The organism is Photorhabdus luminescens subsp. luminescens (assembly GCF_001083805.1).
GTDB lineage: Bacteria > Pseudomonadota > Gammaproteobacteria > Enterobacterales > Enterobacteriaceae > Photorhabdus > Photorhabdus luminescens.
Map to the genome: position 1 here is coordinate 35,912 of NZ_JXSK01000003.1, position 24,774 is coordinate 60,685.

Annotated in this window: 21 protein-coding genes and 2 tRNA genes; 13 read left to right on the forward strand and 10 right to left on the reverse strand. The window is 41.8% G+C overall.

Annotated features, from left to right (window positions below; translation table 11 throughout):
* Window positions 1-38: 38 nt before the first annotated feature.
* Window positions 39-818, reverse strand: coding sequence for a deoxyribose-phosphate aldolase (deoC, locus tag TI10_RS08320; RefSeq protein WP_049582857.1), 780 nt, complete (start codon window positions 816-818; stop codon window positions 39-41).
* 460 nt (window positions 819-1,278) lie between these two features.
* On the reverse strand, window positions 1,279-2,544 hold the full coding sequence (locus tag TI10_RS08325; RefSeq protein WP_175445364.1) for a NupC/NupG family nucleoside CNT transporter: 1,266 nt from the start codon (window positions 2,542-2,544) through the stop codon (window positions 1,279-1,281).
* Window positions 2,545-3,152: 608 nt separating this feature from the next.
* Between TI10_RS08325 and TI10_RS08330 the strand changes: the two genes are divergently transcribed.
* On the forward strand, window positions 3,153-3,809 hold the full coding sequence (locus tag TI10_RS08330) for a phosphohydrolase (RefSeq protein WP_049582859.1): 657 nt from the start codon (window positions 3,153-3,155) through the stop codon (window positions 3,807-3,809).
* Between the two features lie 17 nt (window positions 3,810-3,826).
* Here TI10_RS08330 and TI10_RS08335 read toward each other — a convergent pair whose 3' ends face one another.
* On the reverse strand, window positions 3,827-4,720 hold the full coding sequence (locus TI10_RS08335; protein ID WP_049582860.1) for a LysR family transcriptional regulator: 894 nt from the start codon (window positions 4,718-4,720) through the stop codon (window positions 3,827-3,829).
* Between the two features lie 170 nt (window positions 4,721-4,890).
* On the opposite strand from TI10_RS08335, the gene TI10_RS08340 reads away from it, so the two are divergent.
* The 9 genes from TI10_RS08340 (at window position 4,891) to TI10_RS08380 (ending at window position 17,119) form a co-directional block, all read left to right on the forward strand.
* Window positions 4,891-6,414: an MFS transporter gene (locus TI10_RS08340; RefSeq protein WP_080985011.1), complete on the forward strand. Its 1,524-nt coding sequence runs from the start codon at window positions 4,891-4,893 to the stop codon at window positions 6,412-6,414.
* 543 nt (window positions 6,415-6,957) lie between these two features.
* Window positions 6,958-8,265, forward strand: a complete 1,308-nt coding sequence (locus tag TI10_RS08345) for a 3-dehydroquinate synthase II (protein ID WP_074525065.1) — start codon at window positions 6,958-6,960, stop codon at window positions 8,263-8,265.
* Window positions 8,266-8,343: 78 nt separating this feature from the next.
* Window positions 8,344-9,063 carry a class I fructose-bisphosphate aldolase gene (locus TI10_RS08350; RefSeq protein ID WP_162202246.1) on the forward strand — a complete coding sequence of 240 codons (720 nt, stop codon included), beginning with the start codon at window positions 8,344-8,346 and terminating at the stop codon, window positions 9,061-9,063.
* A gap of 56 nt (window positions 9,064-9,119) precedes the next feature.
* The gene (locus TI10_RS08355) at window positions 9,120-11,555 is read left to right on the forward strand and encodes an AMP-binding protein (protein ID WP_049582862.1); all 2,436 of its coding nucleotides are present in this window, start codon (window positions 9,120-9,122) and stop codon (window positions 11,553-11,555) included.
* A gap of 43 nt (window positions 11,556-11,598) precedes the next feature.
* Window positions 11,599-12,294, forward strand: coding sequence for a methyltransferase domain-containing protein (locus TI10_RS08360; RefSeq protein WP_049582863.1), 696 nt, complete (start codon window positions 11,599-11,601; stop codon window positions 12,292-12,294).
* Window positions 12,295-12,334: 40 nt separating this feature from the next.
* Window positions 12,335-13,996 (forward strand): FAD-dependent oxidoreductase, encoded by a 1,662-nt coding sequence (locus TI10_RS08365; protein WP_049582864.1) that lies wholly within the window; start codon window positions 12,335-12,337, stop codon window positions 13,994-13,996.
* A 57-nt stretch (window positions 13,997-14,053) separates the two neighbouring features.
* Window positions 14,054-15,778, forward strand: coding sequence for an FAD-dependent oxidoreductase (locus tag TI10_RS08370; protein ID WP_049582865.1), 1,725 nt, complete (start codon window positions 14,054-14,056; stop codon window positions 15,776-15,778).
* Window positions 15,779-15,851: 73 nt separating this feature from the next.
* Window positions 15,852-16,304 (forward strand): cupin domain-containing protein, encoded by a 453-nt coding sequence (locus tag TI10_RS08375; RefSeq protein ID WP_049582866.1) that lies wholly within the window; start codon window positions 15,852-15,854, stop codon window positions 16,302-16,304.
* Between the two features lie 68 nt (window positions 16,305-16,372).
* Entirely contained in the window at window positions 16,373-17,119 is a 747-nt protein-coding gene (locus TI10_RS08380; RefSeq protein WP_049582867.1) for an SDR family oxidoreductase, read from the forward strand.
* A gap of 357 nt (window positions 17,120-17,476) precedes the next feature.
* Here TI10_RS08380 and TI10_RS08390 read toward each other — a convergent pair whose 3' ends face one another.
* The 6 genes from TI10_RS08390 to TI10_RS08415 form a co-directional block, all read right to left on the reverse strand.
* The gene (locus TI10_RS08390; protein ID WP_049582869.1) at window positions 17,477-18,250 is read right to left on the reverse strand and encodes a TatD family hydrolase; all 774 of its coding nucleotides are present in this window, start codon (window positions 18,248-18,250) and stop codon (window positions 17,477-17,479) included.
* 14 nt (window positions 18,251-18,264) lie between these two features.
* Window positions 18,265-19,308: a patatin-like phospholipase family protein gene (locus TI10_RS08395; RefSeq protein ID WP_049582870.1), complete on the reverse strand. Its 1,044-nt coding sequence runs from the start codon at window positions 19,306-19,308 to the stop codon at window positions 18,265-18,267.
* Between the two features lie 196 nt (window positions 19,309-19,504).
* A complete protein-coding gene (locus TI10_RS08400; protein ID WP_049582871.1) occupies window positions 19,505-19,882 on the reverse strand; it encodes a BON domain-containing protein in 378 nt (125 codons plus the stop codon).
* A gap of 321 nt (window positions 19,883-20,203) precedes the next feature.
* Window positions 20,204-21,793: a peptide chain release factor 3 gene (prfC, locus tag TI10_RS08405; RefSeq protein ID WP_049582872.1), complete on the reverse strand. Its 1,590-nt coding sequence runs from the start codon at window positions 21,791-21,793 to the stop codon at window positions 20,204-20,206.
* 156 nt (window positions 21,794-21,949) lie between these two features.
* Entirely contained in the window at window positions 21,950-22,396 is a 447-nt protein-coding gene (gene rimI, locus TI10_RS08410) for a ribosomal protein S18-alanine N-acetyltransferase (protein WP_049582873.1), read from the reverse strand.
* On the reverse strand, window positions 22,365-22,778 hold the full coding sequence (locus TI10_RS08415; protein ID WP_049582874.1) for a DNA polymerase III subunit psi: 414 nt from the start codon (window positions 22,776-22,778) through the stop codon (window positions 22,365-22,367). Before TI10_RS08415 ends, rimI begins: the two co-directional genes overlap by 32 nt.
* A gap of 129 nt (window positions 22,779-22,907) precedes the next feature.
* Here TI10_RS08415 and rsmC point away from each other — a divergent pair, with 129 nt between their 5' ends.
* From rsmC to TI10_RS08430, 3 genes are all read left to right on the forward strand, one after another.
* Window positions 22,908-23,924, forward strand: coding sequence for a 16S rRNA (guanine(1207)-N(2))-methyltransferase RsmC (gene rsmC / locus TI10_RS08420; protein ID WP_049582875.1), 1,017 nt, complete (start codon window positions 22,908-22,910; stop codon window positions 23,922-23,924).
* A 178-nt stretch (window positions 23,925-24,102) separates the two neighbouring features.
* Window positions 24,103-24,188 (forward strand) — tRNA-Leu (locus TI10_RS08425).
* A gap of 69 nt (window positions 24,189-24,257) precedes the next feature.
* Window positions 24,258-24,344, forward strand: a tRNA-Leu gene (locus TI10_RS08430).
* 53 nt (window positions 24,345-24,397) lie between these two features.
* On the opposite strand, the gene TI10_RS08435 is transcribed toward TI10_RS08430, so the two are convergent.
* Window positions 24,398-24,664, reverse strand: a complete 267-nt coding sequence (locus tag TI10_RS08435) for a DUF1435 family protein (RefSeq protein ID WP_049582876.1) — start codon at window positions 24,662-24,664, stop codon at window positions 24,398-24,400.
* Window positions 24,665-24,774 lie beyond the last annotated feature (110 nt).

Genomic DNA, 24,774 nt, shown 5'->3' on the forward strand with positions numbered 1-24,774 from the left:
TCAGCCGTTACGCACTGGCTAATGCAGCGCTCGATTCTCTAGTAATTGCTGCTTTGTTCTTGATTCTGATGGCCCAGAGTAGTTAGCAAACTGCCCAACAAGCTGGAAGCCCCAAAACGAAAATGACGGGCATCAGCCCAGTTGTCACCCATGATATGATCAGCTAGCGCCAGATATTGTGCGGCCTCTTCAGCGGTACGCACGCCGCCAGCGGGTTTGAAACCAACCGTTTCACCCGCTCCCATCTCATGAATCACCTTCATCATGATTTCAGCGCTTGTCAATGTCGCGTTAACCGGCACTTTACCCGTAGATGTTTTGATAAAATCAGCACCCGCGTTGATTGAAATTTCAGACGCCTTACGGATCAGAGATTCTTCTTTCAGCTCGCCGGTTTCGATAATGACTTTTAGCAACACTCCCGCTTCTGCGCAGGCGGCTTTACACGCTTTCACCATGTCAAAACCAACTTGTTCATTACCGGCCATCAATGCACGGTAGGGGAAAACCACATCGACCTCATCAGCGCCATAAGCGATAGCAGCACGAGTTTCAGCTAAAGCGATGTCAATATCGTCATTACCGTGTGGGAAGTTTGTCACTGTTGCAATGCGGATTTCAGGTGTGCCCTGTTCACGTAATACCTTACGCGCCAGAGGAATAAAACGAGGGTAGATGCAGATAGCCGCGGTATTACCCGCCAGGCTTTTCGCCTGATGACAAAGCGCCGTCACTTTTTCATCTGTATCATTATCATTGAGTGTCGTTAAATCCATCAAACTCAGCGCACGCTGCGCTGCTGCGGTTAAATCGGTCATAAAACTCTCCAACGTTATTATCGCGGCTCGCTTCTGCTAGAGCCACACTGCTGTTAAACGATTGTTTGTTGGCGAGCGGACTTGGTTCCCTGAAGATGTCGCAATAGTATGCCTACAGCGACGATTGAATTCCTTTTCACCGCACTATGCTCTCTCCGGCTTATGGTCCTTAATGCGAGCCTCGCCTTGATCCTTGAAATTCGGCATATCTTATATTTGAACATTTCAACGTTCAAAAAATTGTGCCAAAAATCACACTAATTACATGTAATTTGCAAGATAATAATTTCAAATGTGATTCTTATCACATAAAACTATATTTATCGTGGGATTTACCGGCAAATCCAACTTGCTTATCATCAAATAATACACGACAAAAAATATAACTCACGAATTAAGGATCAACCGGTAGGAAAACAGATTGCAGGCGGGATTATCCCACCTGCCTATTTCAACAACGTTACAGAGCCAGGAAGAAACCGGCGATAGTTGCACTCATTAAGTTAGATAGTGTGCCCGCCATAACGGCTTTCATCCCCAAACGAGCAACATCCCCACGACGGTTAGGCGCCATACCGCCCAGACCACCTAGCAGGATAGCGACGGAAGAAAGGTTAGCAAAACCGCACAATGCGAAGGAGATAATCGCTTTGGTGTGACCTGACAACACCTGCAAGCCCGCAGCCGCAACCTCATCATCCGGTTTCAAATACTCACCGAAATTCATAAAGGCAACAAATTCATTCACAACCAGTTTTTGACCGATGAAAGAACCCGCAACTGTTGCTTCATTCCACGGAACGCCAATCAGGTAAGCAATCGGCGCACAAACCCAGCCCAACATCAGTTCAAGAGAAAGTTGTGGATATTTGAACCAACCACCGATACCACCGAGAATACCATTTAACAATGCAATCAGGGCCACAAACGCCAATAACATTGCACCGACGTTCAACGCTAATTGCATACCAGAAGCGGCGCCAGACGCGGCTGCATCAATGATGTTAGCAGGACGATCCTCTGCCGCAACCAGTGACATTGCATCAACAGTATCAGACGTTTTTTCAGTTTCAGGCACCATCAATTTAGCGAACAACAGGCCGCCTGGCGCCGCCATAAAGGAAGCCGCGATCAGATATTCCAAAGGAACACCCATTGATGCATAGCCAGCCAGTACCGAACCCGCAACAGATGCCAAGCCGCCACACATGACCGCAAACAGTTCAGATTGGGTCATGGTAGCAATATAAGGGCGAACAACCAGCGGCGCCTCAGTTTGACCCACGAAAATATTCGCTGTCGCAGACAAAGATTCTGTACGTGAAGTGCCGAGAATTTTTTGCAGACCGCCACCCAATATTTTGATCACTAGCTGCATAACACCGATGTAGTACAACACAGCAATCAATGAAGAGAAGAAAACAATAATAGGCAGTACACGCAGGGCGAAAACAAATCCCCCGCCGCCAAACAGTTCAAACATTTTGGGGGAAACTAATCCACCAAAAATGAAATCCATTCCTTGTTGACCATACTGGATAACACTGGAAACTCCCTCAGACATACCCATTAATATTTTCTTACCTGCGGGAACATAAAGTACGAAAGCACCGATAGCGACCTGAATCAAAAAGGCCCCAAGGACAGTACGAAGTTTAATAGCACGATAATTACTGGAAAAGAGTACTGCGATCAAGATCAGCACTGCCATCCCGACCAGGCTCATAAGGAGTTGCATTGGAAGAATCCCTGTTCACTTAATAATAAATTAAATATGTCAGTTGAACGTAAATCGTTCACTGACGATGAGTCGGCGCTGATTATACTCAGTCATTGGAATGAACAAGCTATTGACATCACAAATATCTACAGAAAAAAGCAATAAAAAAATGATAAATGTGATGTAAATCACATAAAATTACAAAGATAATCTGCAATAGATAATCTAATCTTGGAATGGCAAAATAATCAACAATTAAGAAATAATTATCAGGTAAGCGCAATTAAAGTGTGGTGGTTATGATCCGCAGACAACCAATCTGCTATATATATTCACATCTATAGATAAGCAGCGAAGTAATGTTTCAAAGATAAATCTAAGTAAATAAGCTCATGTCTAAATTACGAGTCATTCCTCTATGGAGATAGCAATTTATTTTCAAATAACCATTAAACAATCGTGCAAGAATAATTAACTTAATAACATCCAACCTACAACGGTTAATAAATTCCCGTTAACGCCTTAGATACTAATATTTAGTTATTTTTCTACTGCATTTCAACTATACTAACAGATAACAGAAGACATATTACACCTTCAAGTAGGTGAAAATAATGAAAGCTAATATTTTAGAAGAACGTCTGAAAGAGTTTTTAAAACATCGACTCGTAAACTCTAATGATAACGCTCATGATATTGGGCATCTGATCCGTGTTGCAAATAACGCGAAAAGAATCATGGAGAAAGAAGGAGGTGATCCTTTAGTTATCATTGCCTCAAGTTATTTACATGACATCGTGTCATTACCAAAGAATCATCCAGAGAAAAAACAGTCCTCAAAACTTGCAGCACAGGAAGCCATCAGGATTCTGTCTACAGAATTTCCAGCATTCCCAAAAGAACTTTATAGTTCGGTAGAACACGCAATTCTAACCCATAGCTACAGTGCAAACTTAACTCCAGAAACCATAGAAGCCAAAATACTCCAGGATGCAGACCGATTGGATGCATTAGGCGCTATTGGACTCGCCAGAGTATTTTATATCGCGGGTATGCTCGGCCAAGGGCTTTTTCATCATGATGATCCCTTTGCACTTAATCGCCCTTTGGATGACAAATCCTATACAATCGATCACTTTCAGACAAAGCTACTTAAGCTCCCTGGAAAAATGAACACCACAGAGGGCAAGAAGCTCGCACAATCGAACGCCCAATATTTGATTGACTTTTTAAGCAAACTATCGAGCGAAATTAAAGGCGATGTGGATTAAATTTTTGATCAATATTTCTATCGCTCTTGTGGGAATAAGTTATCTACCATGAAATCGACAAAAACTTTAACTTTAGGTAGGACCCAGCGGTTAGACGGCCATAGAACACGGAAAGTACTCGACGTATCAGACCATTTATCCAATACGGTCAATAACGTACCGTCAGCTAATGCTTGCTTAACAGTAAAATCAGGCAAACAGGCGATGCCGTGGCCTTGAAGCGCCATGTAAAGTAGTGTTTCGATATGATTGCAGGTCATCTTTGCTTGAAGATGTATATCTACTCCAGATTCTCCTAAGCATAGCGGCCATTTCTCCAAAAGATTTGTCGTTGGAAACCGGTGCATTAAGCATGCATGATGGAGTAAGTCTTTCGGTTGTGATGGCTTACCATGTTGTGCAAAGTAACTGGGAGCGCCAACGTATAAAAAACGGCTAGATCCGATACGTTTGTTCATCAAGCGTGAATCATTGAGTTCTCCCGTTCGCACCACAGCATCAAACCCTTCATCAATGACATCAACGAGTCGATCACTAAAGTCCAAATCCAATTCTATTTGTGGATAACGCACAGTAAAGGCTGACAATACGGGTAGCATCAGGCTGCTGACTAGTGGCAGACTCACCCGCAAACGGCCTTGAGGCGCAGAGATAGAACTCAATAATTCGTTTTCTGCCGAGGTGATTTCGTCCAAGATACGTTTGCAACGTTCAAGGAATAGAGTGCCTTCCGACGTTAAACTGACGCTACGAGTGCTGCGTTGGAGCAGACGTACCCCCAATTTCTCTTCTAACCGGGAGATGCTTTTACTGATGGACGAAGGGGATAGCCCAAGTTGATTGGCTACGGCTGTGAAGCTACGAGCTTCGGCTACACGAATGAAAATCATGAATCTACTCAAACTATTCATCTGGGTTTCCTGGGCTTTTTTAGATCACAATTAATGACAAAATAGTCACTTCAGAAATGATTATAGGCCTATTTATCTGCCATTAGTGAATCTGTAGTATGAAATAAAATACATCTTGCTCTAGCTGCTATACAGCGACAAGCCACACGTACTCAGGGCAGAAAATCGAAATGGTGATGAAATCTCAAATAAATATAGGATCAAGCGCAAATAAAGCACCGCTGGTCTTGACTGCCTGTCTTACCGCCGCTGTTATTCCTTTGAGCATTGCAGGACCTGCGGTCGTGGTGCCTTCAATCAACAAAGCGCTTGGTGGAAGCGCAGTAGAACTCAGTTGGATAATTAATGCTTATATTCTTACTTACGGCAGTGCAACAATGGCTGCGGGTAGCTTAGCCGACACTCACGGACGCAAGAAACTCTGGCTATTCGGTTTATTTCTCTTTGCTGTTGTTACTGCGGCGATACCTTATATGCCGTCCGTTTTTTGGGTTGATATTTTACGGCTTATACAGGGATTGGGAGCAGCGGCGGCCTTTGCCGGTTCAATGGCAGCATTGACTCAAGAATTTGATGGTCATCAACGTACACGCATTTTCAGCCTGATTGGCACAACATTTGGGGCCGGAGCAGCTTTTGGTCCCTTTTTGGCAGGACTGCTAATTGACTCGTTAGGATGGCCTTGGGTTTTTTGGCTACCTGCTTTGGTGGCATTAGTTGCCAGTATATTGGTGAGTATTTATGCACGAGAAACGCGTGATCCCGACGCAGAAGGGCTAGATTGGCCCGGCGCAATAACATTTACCTCATCTTTAGCCGCTTTTACTTATGGAATCATTCTGGCGCCTGAAAAAGGATGGGGAGACAGTACGGTACTGGCGACACTGATATGTTCCATTATTATTTTCATCATATTTATTATTATTGAACGACAGCGTTCAAGACCTATGTTAGATCTCTCGTTATTTGCCAATGCGCGCTTTGTCGGTGTGCAACTTCTTGCTATCGCGCCAGCGTATGCTTACGTTGTCTTGCTCGTTATATTGCCGGCACGTTTTATTGGTGTCGAAGGGTACAGCGCATTTGAAGCAGGCCAAATGATGATCACCTTGTCCGCACCTTTACTAATAGTCCCCTTTATTGCCGGTCAATTAGCTCGCTGGATTAATGTCGGCGTTATTTCAGGTATGGGGCTTATCATCGCCGCTGGCGGCTTATTCTGGCTAGGTTATGGGATTTCCGGCGCGACAACGGCGGAAAGATTATGGCCAATGTTGGTTATCGGAATTGGGATTGGCCTGCCTTGGGGATTGATGGACGGTTTGGCGGTGAGTGTCGTTCCTAAAGAGCGAGCGGGTATGGCGACTGGAATTTTCAATGCTGTCCGTTTAGCAGGAGATGGGATCGCATTGGCGGTGGTAGGCGCTATTCTCTCTGCGCGTATATCTTCAGGTTTAAGTACATTAAGCGCTATTCCGGCTGATATTTTATCTGAAATATCCACACGGCTTGCAATGAGCGATCTAAGTAATGCGGTTGCCATTTTCCCTTCATTAGATCAATCATTGCTGCATAAAGTATACGAAGAAGCATTTCGATATCAATTCGTTGCACTTGCAGTAGCGGCAGCGATTACCGCAATGTTAGTGTTTATTTTATTGGGTAAAGTAAAATCTCACAGTGAAAGTAAATAGAAAAATAATTGATTTACAGTATACCCAATGGATTTCAAAATGCATCGCGACGGCAAAGGAACGAATTCCCGGGAGCATAGCTAACGATGTGACCGAAGTGAGTGCAGCCAACAAAGAGGCAACTTAAAAGAGGACGGATATAAATGGTTTTTCTATTCTCTGAGTATATTAATAAATGATCGCTTTTTTACAGAAGCGAATAATAATGAAACTAAAATAATTTATAATAATAACATTACTGAATATTCATTATTCTGTAATTTAAGAAATTTCTTTTATCATCAGGAGAAATGCCGACACTCTCTATTACCTTTGTAAACAGGGTGAAATTCCCCCGCACATTTCCTCACATTGGAAAAATAATAAAAAAACACTTTCAGGAGGATATTATCACACACCATTTTAATATTATTAAATAAAAAATTTAAAGTTTGGGTGTTTATCGACACAAGAAAAACCGAAGATATGACAACAACTTATTGTCATTCATTTAAAAATTACTATTTGAAGAAATTATCTTGTATTTCACAGGGGATTTTTAATATGAGCAAAAATATCGTTAGCGTACCCAAAGAGGCAGTTAGTATCGCATCTGGAAATTTTGAGACGTCTGAAATAATCGCTAAAAGAGCATCTATAAGATTAAACAGTCCAGGCAAAGAGTATAATTCTAAGCGTGAAGATTTAAATGGGCCAATAATTTGGTTTGACACTGCAAAATTGTCAGCCCAGAGGCCAGACGATAGTATTTTCATCAGGGTCATAAATTCTCTTTATAGTGGTATAGTTTTATATCCAGATAATATCTCAACTTTCATTAATGCAATACCCAAAAGAATGCAAATAGTTCTGAAAGTGAGAACCCATGAAGAACTTAATAAATTTAAAGAGAGCGAACATTTCGCTTTATTTAAACCTTCTAATACAAACTCAAATAAATGTATTTGTTCCAATGACATAGCCACTTTGAAGAAACTTAAAGCAGAGTCTATTGCGACTTGTTATGAAAGTTATGTTGATGATCAAGATAGTCTTCTTAAAACAATCAATGAAGGAATGGAATTCAATTTTCTTTGGATTCTTTTTCGTGATCCAACCAATATTCCTCTTGAGCTGGTCATTGCATCATTACAGTCTACCGGAACTATTTTATTAAAAGAAATTAGCGATCCTGATGATGTCGATGATGCAATCGTCTCTTATGGCGTTATGGAATATGGCGCGGAAGGCGTTATTTTCTCACCCAATAAACATGATGTCATGAGCGACTTTATCGATCGTTTATCATATAACAGAAAAGAATCACTGCAACTACAAGTCGGAATCATTACAGAAAGTCGTCCTGTCGGTATGGGATATCGGGCTTGTATTGATACATCCACGTTATTCAGCGAGAACGAAGGCATGCTGGTAGGTAGTACTTCTCAAGGCGCCCTGTTGTGCTGCCCGGAAGTATTCTTTTTGCCCTATATGGAACTGAGACCATTCCGTATTAATGCTGGCGCAATACACGCCTATGTATATAACTTTAATAACCGAACAGATTATATGAGTGAATTAAAAGCCGGCTCATCAGTCATGGCGGTCAACTCAAAGGGTGAAGTACGGCATATAACGGTTGGTCGCGTAAAAATAGAACAACGCCCTCTTCGGTTAATTGAAGCAGAATTTCCAGGGAATAAACGGGTGAATGTTTTGATGCAAGATGATTGGCATGTGAGAATTTTTTCTAGCGAAGCAAAACCTTTAAACATCTCTGAACTTAAACCTGGAGACAAGGTGCTTGGTTATATTACAGAGCCTGGTCGTCATGTTGGCATTAAAATTAATGAATCTATTATTGAAAAGTAGGTGATGATTATGGGATACATCGGAAGAAAATTAAGAGAAAGCAGATTGTTATTTCCCAAATCAAGCCGAGGATTAATAGTGCCGATTGATCACGGGTTAACTATGGGGCCAATCTCTGGTTTACAAAGTGTTTATGCAGTTGAATCGTGGATCAATAGCAACTATGTGAGCGCTGTTCTGGCCCATAAGGGGATATTGGAAAAACTCATTCTGCGTGGAATGTTGCGCCCATCGACAGGTATTATTCTTCATATGAGCGGCATGCCAACGATATCAGAATCACCGGATACTAAAATATTAGTGGCGAGCATAGAAGCTGCTCTTCAACTTGGTGTGGATGCTGTTTCTATACAGGTAAATTTCACTGAAACAAATTTCGAACATAATTTATCTATATTGGGATCTGTCACAGACATCGCGCATGAAGCGGGGCTTCCTGTACTCACAATGCTATATGACAAAGTTGTTTCCAAATCGTCAGAAATAAAGATGGAAAGGCTGCACCATCTTATAAGGATTGTCACTGAACTGGGATCTGATGCAATAAAAATAGGTTTCCCTGACTCTGAATCCGCTATTTCAGAAATCGTAGATCTTCATGGTTCTGATATTAAGATTTTCTTCGCCGGGGGAGAAAAAACGTCTGACGAAATACTGATTAATAATACCAAAGCCGCTATTTCGTCTGGAGCTTGCGGATTATGTGTTGGCAGAAATATTTTTCAAAATCTCAACCCACAATCCCTGCTTCACCATTTATATGAATGTATAAATTCAGAGTCAATATCTTTGGCTTAATAAAAGCCTGTATATCATAGATTTCACGCAGTTGAATATGACTAAAAGGGTTTATCATGGAACTCGTTATCAATACTCAAAACGAACCTAAAAAAGCAACAGGTTATTCTTTATCACCATTATGGGAAGACATTTTTTCTAAAGATGTATTGGAAGAAATTAATACCAATGTATTTTTGGCGGCTTGCCGTTCTGGAAAAGCCAACCAGAATTTACTAAGAAAATTCATGATCCAGCACCAGTACTATTCACAATATTTCACCAGATATCTGTGTTCGTTGATGGGAAACTTAGTTGATCAAAATGATTTTACGCTTCTTTCTCATAATTTGCTGGAAGAGCTAACAGGAACTGATGCTGCAAAGATATCTCACGTAGAATTATATAAAAAGGCGATGGCGGCAATTAATGCGGTTCCTAAAAGTCACCCGATTCTTAGCAGCACTCAGCAATTGATTAACACTATGTTTGACCATTGCCGGAGTAATAATTCTTTAAAGGGACTCGCTGCGCTGTGCCTGGGTGCTGAGGCGATCGTGCCTTTAATTTATGGCCCAATTTTAGATGCATTGCGAGCAATGAAAGCGCCTGATGACGCATTGCATTTCTTCAAAATCCATGTTGAGGAGGATGAAGAGCATGCCATAGTGATGAGGAAAATTATTGATCGCATGATTGAAGGAAATCCTCGCGGAAAAGCAGAAGTTATGGCTTTTGGTGAAGAAGTAATACGTGTTCGGATGGCGATGCTAAATGAGATATATCAAAGTAGTATCGGGATAGCTCCAAACGTAACGACTCTTTTATCTGAACGTGATTTAGTCTGTTTGCGTAATGATAACATGTTAGGTAGCGGTAATTTTCTCGACCGCTGTTTATCGCTAAGTCGTACCCCGACTGTGGATTTTATTTTTACAGATACACCTATAACTATTGCCAGTCAACGTAATATCCAACAATTCAGCTTAGCTACCTTGGCAAATATTAGACGTGAGCTTGCGGGCTGGTATTTAGCTAATGGGATTAAAACCGGGGATGTGGTTGCTGTTTGTGTGCAAGATGGAATTAGTCCATTTCTGCATTACATTGCCATCACGAGTATTGGCGCAACAATTGCGTTAATTAATCCGGCGATGCCGTCGGATACCGGCATCGCTTACATCAAAGAGAACGGTTTTAATACACTCGTCACCGATGAATCTTCTTTTAATAATAATTCACTGATAAAGAGTTTACGGAATGCCGGTGATATATGTGAAATTCTCAATGTTTCAAATTTCAATACCGAGGTGGAATATAACTTGCCTTCCTGGTGGCCGTATATTCCGGTGGATACAACATTACTTATGTTGAGCCATACTTCTGGTACGACGGGCATACCCAAGGCAGTAAAATTTGAACATCGTCAATTCTTTATGGGAAAACGCGCCAGACTTGGGCGTTTTGTCGAATCACCAGATGAGCGTTTGCTGACCGTTTTGCCGCAGTCTCACTCCTCTGCTATTAGTCATCTTGAAACAGCGATATTGCACGGTCTCCCAACTTATGTACTCAGTAGCCAGGAGGGCGAACCGGTAAGGAAAGCGATAAAAGATTTTTCTCCTACAACGGTTGTTGCGTTTCCCAAAAGCTACGTTTCTTTACTGGAGCGCGAGGTATCGTATGCTGAATTCCCGTCAATACGGCGATGGTTTAGCATGGGTGATGCAGCCCATCAGAGTCACATTAGCCGTTTACTGGCGGGTTCGCCGGGCGCACGTTTTATCGATGCATTTGGAAGTTCAGAGCTTGGTATGGCTCTGTTTCAAAGTGTATCCACGGCAGATCGAATTGCACCATCTCGTTCAATTGGGCGTCCCGTTGATATCGTTACAGCCAAAATATTGGACATGACTTCTGGTGATGAAGTGTCGCCAGGACTTGTTGGAGCGCTCGCTGTCTGTTCACCAACAATTACTTCTGGCTATTGGAAGCAGAACCAAAAAACCGCCGATGCATGGCGAAATGGGTATTTCTTGACCGGAGATGTCGGATATTGCAAAGACAATGTTTTTTATCAAATTGATCGTGTGGTTGATGTTGTTCATACCCCTGACGGCTCGTTGTATACCCTGCAACTGGAAGAGACGATACAGACAATCGAAAGTGTCTATGATGCAACAATTATAGGATTGAATTTACCCTGTGCTGAAAATGAAAAAATAACATTAGTCGCATTGGTTCTATTGAGTAAGAAATTAACGGAGGATGTCGATCTTGTTACAGACAAAACGCTTCATCTCATGCAGGAAAATAATGAAATAGGGAATGCTATTGGAGAATATATTGTTATTGTTGTTAATAGTTTCGATCAGATTCCCATTGGCGTAACCGGTAAGGTTTTGAAACGCAGATTAAGGGATCTTCTGCCTAAAATTCTTGAGGAATATGAAAGAAATAAAGAAATTCCAAATGGAATTTTAAAAATCATTCGCCATATACCCACTAATTAACATTAATAATAGTTAACATTAATAATAGAGAAGGTAAATTACAGTGAATGAAGATCTTTATGAAAAACCGGTTATCGACGCTATAAAACAAAAATTGATTCTCGCTGAATCCTCCGATATTTCTGAGTTTGAATGTATGGGCAGGTTATTTAACATTCATAAAAATGTGTTCCCTCCCACTCATTTCCAATCCACCGGTATTTTTACCCGGAATATTCCTTATGCACGAAATAGCTCTTTTTTGGAGTTAGGCTGTGGTGCGGGAGTGACAGCTATTACAGCGGCGCTAGCAGGATGTTATCCCGTTGTTGCTTCTGATATTAGCGAAGAGGCAGTGAAAAACACCTTATTTAATGTGACCCGGCATCGGGTAAATAATTTAATTTCTGTCAGGCATGGAGATTTATTTGACATATTAAAAGATGGTGAAAGTTTTGATATTATTTTCTGGAACTCTAATTTCTTATTTGTTCCTGAAAATTACACTTTTAAAGAGGAAATTTATCACGCATTTTACGACCCAGGATATATAACCCATAAACGTTTCCTGCAAGAAGCAAGAAAATATCTTAATCCTCAAGGGAAGATACTCATCGGGTTTAGCAGCCAGGGAAATGAAGCCGCATTTAGTGAGTTACTCACAGAACACGGCTACAACTATTTTGTTTTATATGAGGAACAAGGAACAGGTAAAAATGCACAGATATATAAAATCTTTCAACTGACATCTTTAATCTAAGTCGTTAATTGCCACGGGTCATGATTAAGGAGGGTTAATTTTGACTATAGAAAATGAATCTCCAGTAGCCATCGTCGGCGGCGGACCCGTTGGCTTAATGCTGGCTTTATTTCTGGATTTATACGGTATTCGTTCGGTTATTTTTAATTTGGACGAGGAAACCCGATGGCACCCCAAGGGTAATACCCATAATGCTCGCACGATGGAACATTATCGTCGTTTAGGGATATCTCAAGCTATTCGGGCATTAGGATTGCCAAAAGAGTTTCCGCTGGATGTGTCATATTTTACCCGGCTTAATGGATGGGAACTCGCTCGTATCAATATGCCGTCAGGAATACAGAAAATATCCAGGCTCCAACATACTATTTCGACCGATCCCGTTCCAGAACCCTTGATGCGGGTCAACCAAATGTATGTTGAAAAGTTTTTACTACAACATGCCCGTAGTCGTCCAAATATCACCATGAAATATGGCTGGCGCGTTAAAGATTTTATCCAGCTTAAAGATGACGTAAAACTTTATGCAGAGTGTATTCAGGGAAAACATCCCGATGAAGTCTGGCACACAAGCTATATGATTGGCTGCGATGGTGGACAAAGTTTTGTTCGTTCCAAGCTTGGTATCGCATATGAAGGAACGGTTGAAGCTAAAATAGGTTTTCTGACTGGCGGCATGATATCCAGTTATATCCGTATCCCTGGGCTTCACCAAGGGATATTAAAAGACAAAGAATCTTGGATGTACAATATCATCTGCCCGATGTTGAGAATGTTATTTATCAGCCTGGATGGCAAAGATGATTTTTTACTTATGACTCAAAGTGAACATGGAAAGGTTATCAATGAGTCAGAATTAATTCGTATGGCTCAGGCAGGAATAGGCTCAGATCTCGAAGTATCCGTTCTGAGTAATTCGGTATGGAAAGGTGGCGTGGCGCTTGTCGCTGAAAGATTCTCTGACGGAAAAATATATTTAGCAGGCGACTCCGCTCATTTATTTTCGCCTACCGGCGGCTTTGGCATGAATACTGGCATTGATGATACGAGTAATTTAGCCTGGAAACTTGCTGCGTCTATCAAGGGTTGGGCAGGTAATGCGTTAATGGATTCTTATGAAAGCGAACGCCGCCCAATTGCATTGAGAAATACCGCTGCCGCCCGTTTTTTAACGCAGCGGGTCTCATCATTATCCATACCGACAAATCTAGAAGATGCAGATTCCGCAGGGAATTTGGCCCGCAAAAAAATGGGGATTGAGCTAAGTACTTTCCGCAGTCAATTTTCTTCTATCGGTGTTGAACTTGGCGCCAGATATGACCATTCTCCCCACATTATTAATAGTGCGCCAATACCGGATGATGACTTTATTCATTATCAGCCAAGTCATGTGCCAGGAGGCCGATTGCCGCATCTGTGGCTCACACCGGTTCCTGGAGCAAAAATATCGCTATTCGATATTTTAGGCACTGGCTTTAGCTTACTTCGGGTAGGGGCTTATTTCCCAGAGGTATCTGAACTATTAGATCAGGCATATCAACGTAAAATTCCGATCAAGATTATTGATCTTTCCGGTAGTGATGCCTGGCAATTGTATCAAGCAAGGCTCCTTTTAGTACGTCCCGACCAATATATTGCCTGGAAAGGCGATAAGGTTCCTAACAATATAGGTTCAATACTGGATAAGATTATAGGTAAATAAGAGATGATTTTCCGGGGATATGGGTATTAACATGAATTAAATACGGAACACAATATTATGATTGAGACAGATGTTCTTATCGTAGGTAGTGGCCCTTCTGGCTCCGCAGCAGCTTTGTTTCTGAGTAGTTATGGGATTAATACAATGGTCATCACTAAACATCGGTGGTTGGCTAATACACCTCGTGCACATATAACAAATCAGAGGACAATAGAAATATTATCGGAGTTTGGTGTTGGTGATGAATTAATGGCAAGCTCAGTACTAAATGAGATAATGGGCAATAGTATATTCTGCGAGACGTTGGCAGGAAACGAGATTGCGAGAATAAAATCATGGGGAGCGCATCCAGAACGTTTAAGTGATTATAAAATAGCGAGTCCATTTAGTATCTGTGATATACCACAAACTTACCTTGAACCGATATTGATTGGCCGTGCTATTAAAAATGGAGCACATGTTAAATTTTCGTCAGAATATATACAGGCCACACAAGATAAACAGGGTATTACGGTAACGGCTTTTGATCGCTTAGAAAAGCGGGAGTACCAAATACGGACTAAATATCTTATTGGGGCTGATGGCGCCAGAAGTAAAGTTTGTTCCGATGCACAACTGCCGATGAAAGGCGAATTGAATCTTGCTGGCTGTATAAATATTTTCTTTGATGCTGATCTATCTGCTTTAGTTTCTCATCGGCCCGGCGCGTTATTTCTCATTTTTAATAATGAAGCTATTTCTGGTGGAATTGGCCTGGGTGCATTAAGAATGGTGCGTCCGTGGAAAGAATGGCTGGGAGTATGGAATTACGACATCACCCAACCGCCGCCCATAATTACCGAGAATGATGCGGTCAATATTCTTAAAAAGCTTATCGGCGATTATGATGTGGATATAGATATTAAGTCAATATCGACCTGGACGGTAAATAATATGTATGCGGAGGAGTATTCTAATCAACGAATATTTTGTGTTGGCGATGCGGTTCATCGGCATCCACCCAATAATGGGTTGGGATCTAATACCTCGATTCAAGATTCTTATAATTTATGTTGGAAACTTGCCTATGTTCTCAAACATTATGCAGGACAGGAATTGTTAAAAACTTATAATCAAGAGAGAGTTCCAGTAGGAAAAGCGGTTGTTGCCCGAGCAATGCAAAGTATAAGTGAAAGCCAAGAACTGAGTCTTTCATTAGGGTTGGATAAACCTACAGTCTCTACCGCAGAATTTCTTTCCTCTGATGAGGATATTGGCATAACGAGAAGGAGTAGATTTTATAAGGCATTAAGATTAAAGAACTATGAGCTTAATGGGCATGGAGCTGAGCTAAACCAATGTTATAGATCGGCGGCTATTTTGAGCGAAAGAGTTTCTAACGAAGAAGAAAAAAGTGACGATCTATTTTTCATGTATCACTCTACATTTACACCTGGCGCGCGAATTCCACATGTTTGGTTAAGCCAAAAGGGAAAAATTATATCTTCAATTAATTTAGTTGGTCATGGGAAATTTTCATTGTTCACCGGAATAGCGGGAAAGAAATGGATTTCGGCAGTAGAAAAATATAACCAAGAACATGCTTGCAAAATAAATGCATATATTATTGGTCCTGGCGAAGAAATTAACGACATTTATGGTGATTTTTATGGTCGCTGTCATTTTGATGAAAACGCCTGTGTTCTTGTCAGACCTGATGGACATATCGCATGGTATTGCCGGGATAATAGAGAGCATGATAAACGCCTGGCAGAAGATATGGCTAAGTTACTTTTAAAATAAAGTGTTTTTAACGTTATCTCAAAATAGTAAAAAAATGCAAATTTTGGAATAAGAGACGATATTAGAGGTAATTATGGTGAAAATGAATCATTTCTCCTCTGGAGATTTTAATAAAATTCCTGATGAATTAATTGAAGATAAACCAAAGCAATTAATTCATGAAAATGTATTAAATTCTGAAATTAGCCAAGATTTGAATTTCTCAAATGAAAGACGTCATAAAGTGGCTATGGTTAATTTACCCAGTAAAGTTTTGAGTATGACATTAGGAGGATTACAACCTGGAGAATCCACGCGTAAACACAGACATAGCTATGAAACGATCATCTATATCGTGAATGGAGAGGGATATTCATTAATTGGCGAGCAACATGTTTCATGGAAAGCCGGTGATGCGATATATGTGCCTGTATGGGCATGGCATCAACATATAAATAGCAGTGTCACTGATGAGGCTCTCTATATTGCATGTGAGAATGCACCCATGTTGCAAAACTTGGGGCTTGCAGTTCGTGAAGAACTTTGAATTTAGCAGGATATACATCAATTAAAAGCCTATCCTAGTAGGCATTTTTTAAGAGGAATGAAACAATCATGTTTAGACTATCGGGGAAATATACCTTAATTACCGGAGGAACAACCGGTATTGGTTTCGAAACGGCAAAAAAATTCCATGCTGAAGGAGCTAATGTTGCAATTACTGGAAACAATCCAGAGACATTAGATTTTGCCCAGAGATTCTTTGGCAAGGATGTTTGGGTTATACCCAGTGACGCAGGGTCTTTGGCATCACAAGTAATCTTAAGGGATACAATTAAAGAGCGCTGGCCGCAGATTGATGCGCTTTTTCTTAATGCCGGAATTGTGACGAGTCATAAATTAGAAGAAGAAAGTGAAGAGGGTTTTGATCGCCTCATGTCGATTAATTTAAAAGGGCCGTTTTTCCTCTTACAATCCATGCTCCCTCTTCTTGCGAGACCATCTTCCATCATTCTGTCCGGCTCAGTCAGTGGTCATATCGGTAAAAGTGGAACAAGTGCGACTTATTCAGCAAGCAAAGGAGCTTTATTAGCTATGGGACGTGCTTTAGCTGCGGAGTTCGTAGATCGTCAGATTCGAGTTAATAGTATTAGCCCCGGCCCAATAATGACTCCGGCATTCGACAAATTAGGGATAAACAATACTCAACGTGTATATCAGGAAGTGAGCGCTATGATTCCAGCCGGACATCTAGGAACCCCGGCGGATGTCGCAGATGTGGCCGTTTTCCTCGCTTCAGATGAGTCTAAGTTTTTGTTGGGAACTGACATTATTATCGATGGCGGTATGGTTAATATTTAAGTAAAAGCAGATTTTACGAATAACTGTACCGTTGGTTTATGCAATCCACGAATAAAATTTCTCAAGATTATTTGGAAAATGGACGGCGCCTCAAACGTTGAGCAACTAAACTCACGGTTGGGGTACCGTTTTTTTAATTGCATATACCCGTTATCTTTCAAGTCGCCTCTTTGTTGGCTGAACTCGCTCACCCCGGTCACATGCTCCAGGGGATTCACTCCCTTGCCGTCGCGATGCATCTTGAAATCCATAGGGTATATATCATAGCTTCGACGCCTTGAGTGTTAATCCGCCATCATTTTATCCAATTTCAGTTAACCACACCTTTGCTAACGATGGTTAAAATCACTCTATAAATCATATAACCAATCGAAACAATTCAACACTGTTATGATAAAGTTGATTAGCAATTTCATCAGGAGATTCGCGACGAAGTTCACATAACGAAGCAAAAACTCCAGCAATTTTTTCCGGCCGATTAGGCTCTCCCTGAAAGCCGAAAAGTGGCATATCCGGGGCATCGGTTTCCAATACCAGAGACGTTAATGGAAGTTCAGCCATTACTCGACGTGTTTTCTGCGCTCTTTCATAAGTAATGGTTCCCCCTACCCCAATGTAATATCCCAAACTAATAAAAGCCTCTGCCTGCGATAAGCTACCCGCAAATCCATGTATTACACCGGTACAGGGAAGGTTGATTTTTCTTAGAATCGCGGCCAATTGATCATGGCTTTTTCGGGAATGAAGGATAACCGGTAATTCATACTGTTTTGCTAACCGCAATTGAGCACATAACAATGCTTTCTGCTTTTCAAACTGTGGTTCAGCCATATAGAGATCAAGCCCAATCTCCCCAACCGCCACCAACTTCTCATGTTTCTGTTTCAGAAATTGTTCCAGATCCGCAAGATGCGCTTCCCGATGTTGATCGATATAAAGAGGATGCAAGCCCAACGCAGCATAAATTGCTGGATAAGAATGGGCCAATTCAGATACCCGCTGCAAATTTGCCCTACTGATAGCAGGAACAATAATTTTATCCACACCAACCTGTGCCGCCAGTTGCAGGCTCTGCTGTTCATCACCACGAAACGGCGGGAAATCAAAATGGCAATGGGTATCAATAAACATGAATCTATCCGTTATTAATCTTGTTCCGACGATGCGGCTAAAGCGGTCAGTAACGCATTTTCTTCGTTCTGGCACAAGGTGTTACCGCTTAAACGGTCGTTGTTATCCTTAGCAAGACTAAACTTATTACCACTAAATAAGTGGCCCACTGTCTCCAGAAAATAGCGCCCACAGCGACGCCCAAGGTAATAGTCCCTATTCAGTGCCGGCAAACGGCTACCTAATGCACTGCTAGTTAAAGGAGCAGGCGGGTAGATCTCAAAAATCTGTACATCATCGGGTGGATTTTCAATAAATTTCTGGATGCGGTAGTAGCTTTTCGCATGTTGTTGTAGCATCCGCACCATCTTTTGCAGGCCGCTATCCCCCAACCAACGTTCCATTCGTTGCACCCAATCAGGCGTGTAATAGAGCTGTGAAGGGACTGTACGGATCACCACGATGGTATCAGCTCCACGCCGATACGCCTCTTCTACTGGAATAGCATCACTGATGCCGCCATCATAATAAACAACATCATTGATCGTCACACCATTGCGATAAAACCCAGGAATGGCGCTTGATGCCTTAATCACTTCCAGCCAGTTGTTCTCATCAGGCTGGAAATAGGTAGGCTCAAAATTATCTGAACGACATGCACACGTATAAAATTCACATCCTGCTGCAAATTTACGTAAAGCTGTCGGGATATCCAATGGCAGGTCCTGAAAAGCGGTCTGCACAAACCAATCTAAATCAACTAAATGACCACCACGTACAAAACGCAAAGGGTTAAAGAAGGCTGGATTAGTTGTATAGCGACTGATAGCACGCCGGGCATATCCACGCTGCCCACAAATATAAGCTGAAAGGTTCTGAGCGCCTGCCGAAGTGCCAAGCAGTAGATCAAACGGGTTGAATTCAACACGCATAAATTCATCCAACACGCCCGCAGTAAAAATGCCGCGTTGACCTCCACCTTCACAAACAAGCGCAACCTTTCCAGATTTAATAGACGACTTATATTTATAGGATAATAGATCAATATTCCCCAACGTTATCGGTATACGTTTTCCCACACAGCCCCCAAGAAAATAAATGACGGATAGAGAGCATAACTTGGAAAGTTATTATCCGTCATTATATTATGGTGCTACATAGTCAATATTTTGATAAAAGTACCCCTGGTGAGGGCGCATATCTGGTTAGTGCTATTCGATTAGTACAACACAAAATTATTTGAATGGAAAACAACCACTCAATTAACAAAATATATTATTTTTTTATGGTCAGACCATTTTGAATCGACTTGACCCCTTTCACTGTAGAGATAATCTCTATAATTTCTCTGGATTGTTTCTCGCTTTTCACAAAACCAGAAATATAAACGACTCTCCCCTCTGTTTTTACTGAGATATCACTACTGTTGATCCCTTTTGCCGCCAACAACTCACTTTTAATCTTCGCCGTGGTAGCACTGTCACCCATATAACCATCGATGTTTTTCATTGAATCATCGATTTTCTGACCAGCACTGTCGAGTGCTTGTGTCGCTTTATTTTTAAAAGACTCCTCCGCCAGTACACTATTGCTAACTAAAGTGGTACCCAAGGCAATAGCCGCTAACAAGTGAGCCAATTTAACATTCTTCATTCTATACCTTCCTTATTGCCGGTTAGATTTCTGAATCTATAAAGCCATTCAAGCTGTCTTTACACATCTCTTTGCACAACATAACCTAAGTCATCTAAACAGAATCACAACCCTCGTTAGGATTAGAAAATAGGTTATCCCTTCCAATAAAATCGGAAAATAAAAACAGCAACACAGTAAAGACCGAGGAAATAATAACAGGAAAATAAAGCAAAGCGCTATAAAAGTAAGTCGGATCTTGCCGACTAAATTATAAATTATTCTTGTGTTACATATATTTTTGTAAAGAAAAAGGCTAACTCATTGTTAGCCTTAAAAATATTAATGTTCCCGCGTTTTACGGAAATTGACGTCAGGATAACGTTCACCCGTCAGATTTAGGTTAACCATCGTTGGAGCAATATAGGTCAGGTTGTCACCACCATCGAGCGCCAGATTTTGCTCATTCTTACGTTTAAACTCTTCCAGCTTCTTAGCGTCATGACACTCAACCCAACGCGCCGTTGAGACGTTTACCGGTTCATATAACGCTTCAACGTTGTATTCGCTTTTTAAACGAGCAACAACCACATCAAACTGGAGAATACCCACGGCTCCCACAATCAAATCGTTATTTGCCAGTGGACGGAATACCTGTACAGCGCCTTCCTCAGATAATTGAACCAATCCTTTCAGCAGTTGTTTTTGTTTCAGAGGATCACGCAAGCGAATACGACGGAACAATTCCGGGGCAAAGTTAGGAATACCGGTAAATTTCAGATCTTCCCCTTGAGTAAAGGTATCGCCAATCTGAATTGTCCCGTGATTATGCAAACCGATAATATCTCCCGGATAGGCATGATCCACATGAGAGCGATCACCCGCCATAAATGTCAGCGCATCAGAAATCACCACATCTTTCTTAATTCTGACCTGATGCAGCTTCATGCCTTTTTCATATTTACCTGACACAACACGTAAGAAAGCCACGCGGTCGCGGTGTTTAGGGTCCATATTGGCCTGGATCTTAAAGATAAAACCGGTAAATTTATCTTCCTGAGCGGAGACTTGGCGAACATCTGTCTGACGCGGCATCGGCGCAGGCGCCCATTCCACCAAACCATCTAACATGTGATTAACGCCGAAGTTACCCAACGCAGTACCGAAAAATACCGGTGTCAGTTCACCTTGCAAAAACGCCTGATGATCAAATTCATGGGAAGCCCCCTGCACCAGTTCCAGTTCCTGACGCAACTGTTCAGCCAAATCTTCACCAATCGCGGCATCCAGTTCAGGATTATTCAGCCCCTTAATGGCGCGGACTTCCTGAATCGTGTGCCCTTTTCCGGTCTGATACAGGTAAATTTCATCAAGATAGAGGTGATAAACCCCTTTAAAAGACTTACCGCAGCCAATCGGCCAGGTGATCGGACAACAAGCGATATTCAACTCATTTTCCACTTCATCCATCAGTTCCATTGGATCACGGATATCGCGGTCAAGCTTGTTCATGAACGTTAAAATCGGGGTATCGCGCAGACGGGTTACTTCCATCAATTTACGTGTCCGATCCTCAACCCCTTTAGCGGCATCAATGACCATCAAGCAACAGTCAACCGCCGTCAATGTGCGATAAGTATCTTCGGAGAAATCTTCATGCCCCGGCGTATCCAACAGGTTAACCAGACAATCTTGATAAGGAAACTGCATCACAGAAGTGGTAATGGAAATACCACGCTGTTTCTCCATTTCCATCCAGTCAGATTTCGCGTGCTGGTTTGAACCACGACCTTTCACCGTACCGGCTTTCTGAATCGCCTGTCCAAACAGCAACACTTTTTCAGTAATCGTCGTTTTCCCTGCGTCAGGGTGAGAAATGATAGCAAAAGTTCGCCGTTTAGCGACTTCCTGCTGAAAAGGGGAATTTGACATCAATAACAATCTTCTGCTTTCTATACGGGCTTGTATTCAACATCAGACGCTTCCCCGCAAGGAAAACCGTTGCCAAACCCGTGGGTGAATGAAAAATTGGCGCTCATTTTCGCTGAAATTGGCGTTATAAACAATCAATCAATTTTATAGCACTTATTAGGCAAACAGCGGCAACGCCATGATGACAGCATCCTCTTTACCTGTCGCAGTAGGATAGTAGCGCTTACGAACAGAGACTTGGTTAAACCCTGATTGTTCATACAATCTAATAGCGGAATGATTCGATTGTCTGACCTCTAACCATAAGGTATTCACCCCTTTACCCGGCAGAATTGAGATTAAATATTCTAATAATGCTTTACCATAACCTTTACCTTGATAGCCAGGATGAACAGCAATATTAAACAGGGTTGCTTCATCTAATATCACTTGGGTTATCGCAAAGCCAATAAGTTGTTCCTTAATCGCAATCTTATAATTCAAATACCGCTCACCCTGATTGCTGAAAAATGTTTTTTCACTCCACGGGAACGCGTGACTGGCTTTCTCAACCAGAAAAGCGGACGGGAGATCAGCGGGAGTTAATAGCGAAATGTTGTTCATGTTGAGAAATCTGTCGCCAGAGAGAACGTTTTGCCTGTCCATCACAATATAAATCATTTAATGCCGGGCTTCTCAAAGAAATTCCCGGCCATGATAGTGTAATATCCACACCTAACAACCAATATGGGCAATTAACCTGTTCCGGTAACATTGCAACATTATTTGCTGTAATGCAGTAAACAGAGGATTTATCCAGTCCCATAGCGGTGAAAATATCTATTAATAATGAATTAGTTAAATCAATGTGGTCATTGGTAATAATCAGCAGACGGGTGGTATCAGGTAAGTGAACAGCTAATTCACCTTGTAAAACTGCCGGATTACGTAAGGTCCATTGGGTAATCCCCAATTGAGCTAATAACCTGTCGCGCCGGGTTATCATATTTATACCACCTGCTGTAAAAAATAATCGGCGATATGTTATCAGAGGCCACAATCTGCGCCAATATTGGGTGTTAGATTTATCATTCCCTGATACTTGGACACAAAACATAAAGGAGCTTATAGACACATGTCTGCGTTAACCCCCGCCAGTGAAGTTATTTTGCGTCACCGTGAGCAATTTAACTCTCATCACCTGCTCTTCGCCGGTGATATTCAGGACACACTGGCAACCCAAATTGATGCTGCCAGTGTGCGAGTGCACACTAACCAATATCATCACTGGCAATCACTGATCCGTACTTTAGATGATCACGCCTGGTTTGGCCTGGTAGCCGAAAAAGCATTTACCCAGGGTTGTGACACCCTGATCTACTACTGGCCTAAAAGTAAACAGGAAGCTCGCTTTCAATTACGCAGCCTATTCTCTATTTTGCCAAAAGGTATCAATATTTTTATTGTCGGAGAAAACCGTAGCGGAGTACGTAGTGTAGATAAACTGATGGAAGGCATGGCGACGTTTCGAAAAATCGACAGTGCCCGTCGTTGCAGCCTGTTTTACGGCCAGTTAGAACATGAAGTGCAGTTCGAACAGGATAACTGGTGGAACAGTTATCAGGTGGAAAATGTCATCGTGAATACGTTACCTGGAGTATTTAGCCAAGATAAACTGGATGTTGGCAGCCGTTTATTGCTTTCTACCTTTGACAAACCGCTCTCTGGCAATTTACTGGATATCGCCTGTGGCGCAGGTGTTCTGGCTGCGGTATTGGGTAAGAAAAATCCTGAGTTAGCACTGACTCTCAGTGATGTTAATGCAGCGGCCATTGCCTCCAGTAAAGCAACCTTAAAAGCCAATAAACTGGAAGGTCATGTGGTTGTCAGTAACGTTTATTCCAATATTGAAGATAAATTCAACTGGATTATCTCTAATCCTCCTTTCCATGAAGGATTAAAAACCAGTTTACTGGCCGCCGATGATCTGATCCGTCAGGCTCCCAACCACCTCAAGCCCGGAGGAAAATTGCGGATTGTTGCCAATGCCTTCTTGCCTTATCCCGATTTACTGGATAAAACTTTTGGCACTCATGAAGTCATTGCTCAGACAGGGAAATTCAAAGTTTATCAGGCGACAAAAAGATTCTAATTGACTCAGCCTGTCCTTGATCCAAGGACAGGCTATCTTTAATAACAAAACAATAGAAGAATGATGATTTTTACGACAACCATGCAACGCTACAATTAAATAATGATTGACGTCTGCTAAAAAACCACTAAAATCCGCCTCCGTGCTGTCAATCAACAGATTGATAGTGTCTGAATTTGCGAGGGTGGCGGAATTGGTAGACGCGCTAGCTTCAGGTGTTAGTGTTCTTACGGACGTGGGGGTTCAAGTCCCCCCTTCGCACCAAATCAGACAGCCGCTGATTGAATTCGGCCAATATTAAATTAGGCAATAAAAAGTAGAATGACAGTACCTGCGAGGGTGGCGGAATTGGTAGACGCGCTAGCTTCAGGTGTTAGTGTCCTTACGGACGTGAGGGTTCAAGTCCCTCCTTTCGCACCAATCTGTTCATTTTCCGTATTGAGTTTCCCATCCATCTTTTCTGCAATAAAACATCAAAAACAGCCAAACTGATGTATTCCCGCCAATAAAGCACACAACACAGCAAACCCTGACGGTATCAACAAAAAATGGCGTGACTTCTGGTTTAACAGCATAAATAGCGTCAGCAGCATCGCTAATACCACCCCCATTTTGAACTGCTCAATGCCGGGATTAATGATGACGAACAGTATGCCAGCCAAACTAGATAAACCTATTCCCCACAAGCTGGTGATACCCTGCCAGAAAAGCGATTTCTCTCTGCCTTTAATCCTGATCATAACTTGCGCCCAACCAAATGATAATGATTACCAATATCATATACAAAAAAGTGTGAAGTACAAGCCAGTTGCAATTACTAATCTGGCAGATCAAATCAATATCTTGTGAC

What these genes read in the sequence shown, in the direction of transcription:
- deoC (WP_049582857.1), bottom strand. Translation starts at nt 818, where the DNA reads ATGACCGATTTAACCGCAGCAGCGCAGCGTGCGCTGAGTTTGATGGAT.
- TI10_RS08325 (WP_175445364.1), bottom strand. Translation starts at nt 2,544, where the DNA reads ATGAGCCTGGTCGGGATGGCAGTGCTGATCTTGATCGCAGTACTCTTT.
- TI10_RS08330 (WP_049582859.1), top strand. Translation starts at nt 3,153, where the DNA reads ATGAAAGCTAATATTTTAGAAGAACGTCTGAAAGAGTTTTTAAAACAT.
- TI10_RS08335 (WP_049582860.1), bottom strand. Translation starts at nt 4,720, where the DNA reads ATGAATAGTTTGAGTAGATTCATGATTTTCATTCGTGTAGCCGAAGCT.
- TI10_RS08340 (WP_080985011.1), top strand. Translation starts at nt 4,891, where the DNA reads ATGGTGATGAAATCTCAAATAAATATAGGATCAAGCGCAAATAAAGCA.
- TI10_RS08345 (WP_074525065.1), top strand. Translation starts at nt 6,958, where the DNA reads ATGAGCAAAAATATCGTTAGCGTACCCAAAGAGGCAGTTAGTATCGCA.
- TI10_RS08355 (WP_049582862.1), top strand. Translation starts at nt 9,120, where the DNA reads ATGGAACTCGTTATCAATACTCAAAACGAACCTAAAAAAGCAACAGGT.
- TI10_RS08370 (WP_049582865.1), top strand. Translation starts at nt 14,054, where the DNA reads ATGATTGAGACAGATGTTCTTATCGTAGGTAGTGGCCCTTCTGGCTCC.
- TI10_RS08375 (WP_049582866.1), top strand. Translation starts at nt 15,852, where the DNA reads ATGGTGAAAATGAATCATTTCTCCTCTGGAGATTTTAATAAAATTCCT.
- TI10_RS08380 (WP_049582867.1), top strand. Translation starts at nt 16,373, where the DNA reads ATGTTTAGACTATCGGGGAAATATACCTTAATTACCGGAGGAACAACC.
- TI10_RS08390 (WP_049582869.1), bottom strand. Translation starts at nt 18,250, where the DNA reads ATGTTTATTGATACCCATTGCCATTTTGATTTCCCGCCGTTTCGTGGT.
- TI10_RS08400 (WP_049582871.1), bottom strand. Translation starts at nt 19,882, where the DNA reads ATGAAGAATGTTAAATTGGCTCACTTGTTAGCGGCTATTGCCTTGGGT.
- prfC (WP_049582872.1), bottom strand. Translation starts at nt 21,793, where the DNA reads ATGTCAAATTCCCCTTTTCAGCAGGAAGTCGCTAAACGGCGAACTTTT.
- rimI (WP_049582873.1), bottom strand. Translation starts at nt 22,396, where the DNA reads ATGAACAACATTTCGCTATTAACTCCCGCTGATCTCCCGTCCGCTTTT.
- TI10_RS08415 (WP_049582874.1), bottom strand. Translation starts at nt 22,778, where the DNA reads ATGATAACCCGGCGCGACAGGTTATTAGCTCAATTGGGGATTACCCAA.
- rsmC (WP_049582875.1), top strand. Translation starts at nt 22,908, where the DNA reads ATGTCTGCGTTAACCCCCGCCAGTGAAGTTATTTTGCGTCACCGTGAG.
- TI10_RS08435 (WP_049582876.1), bottom strand. Translation starts at nt 24,664, where the DNA reads ATGATCAGGATTAAAGGCAGAGAGAAATCGCTTTTCTGGCAGGGTATC.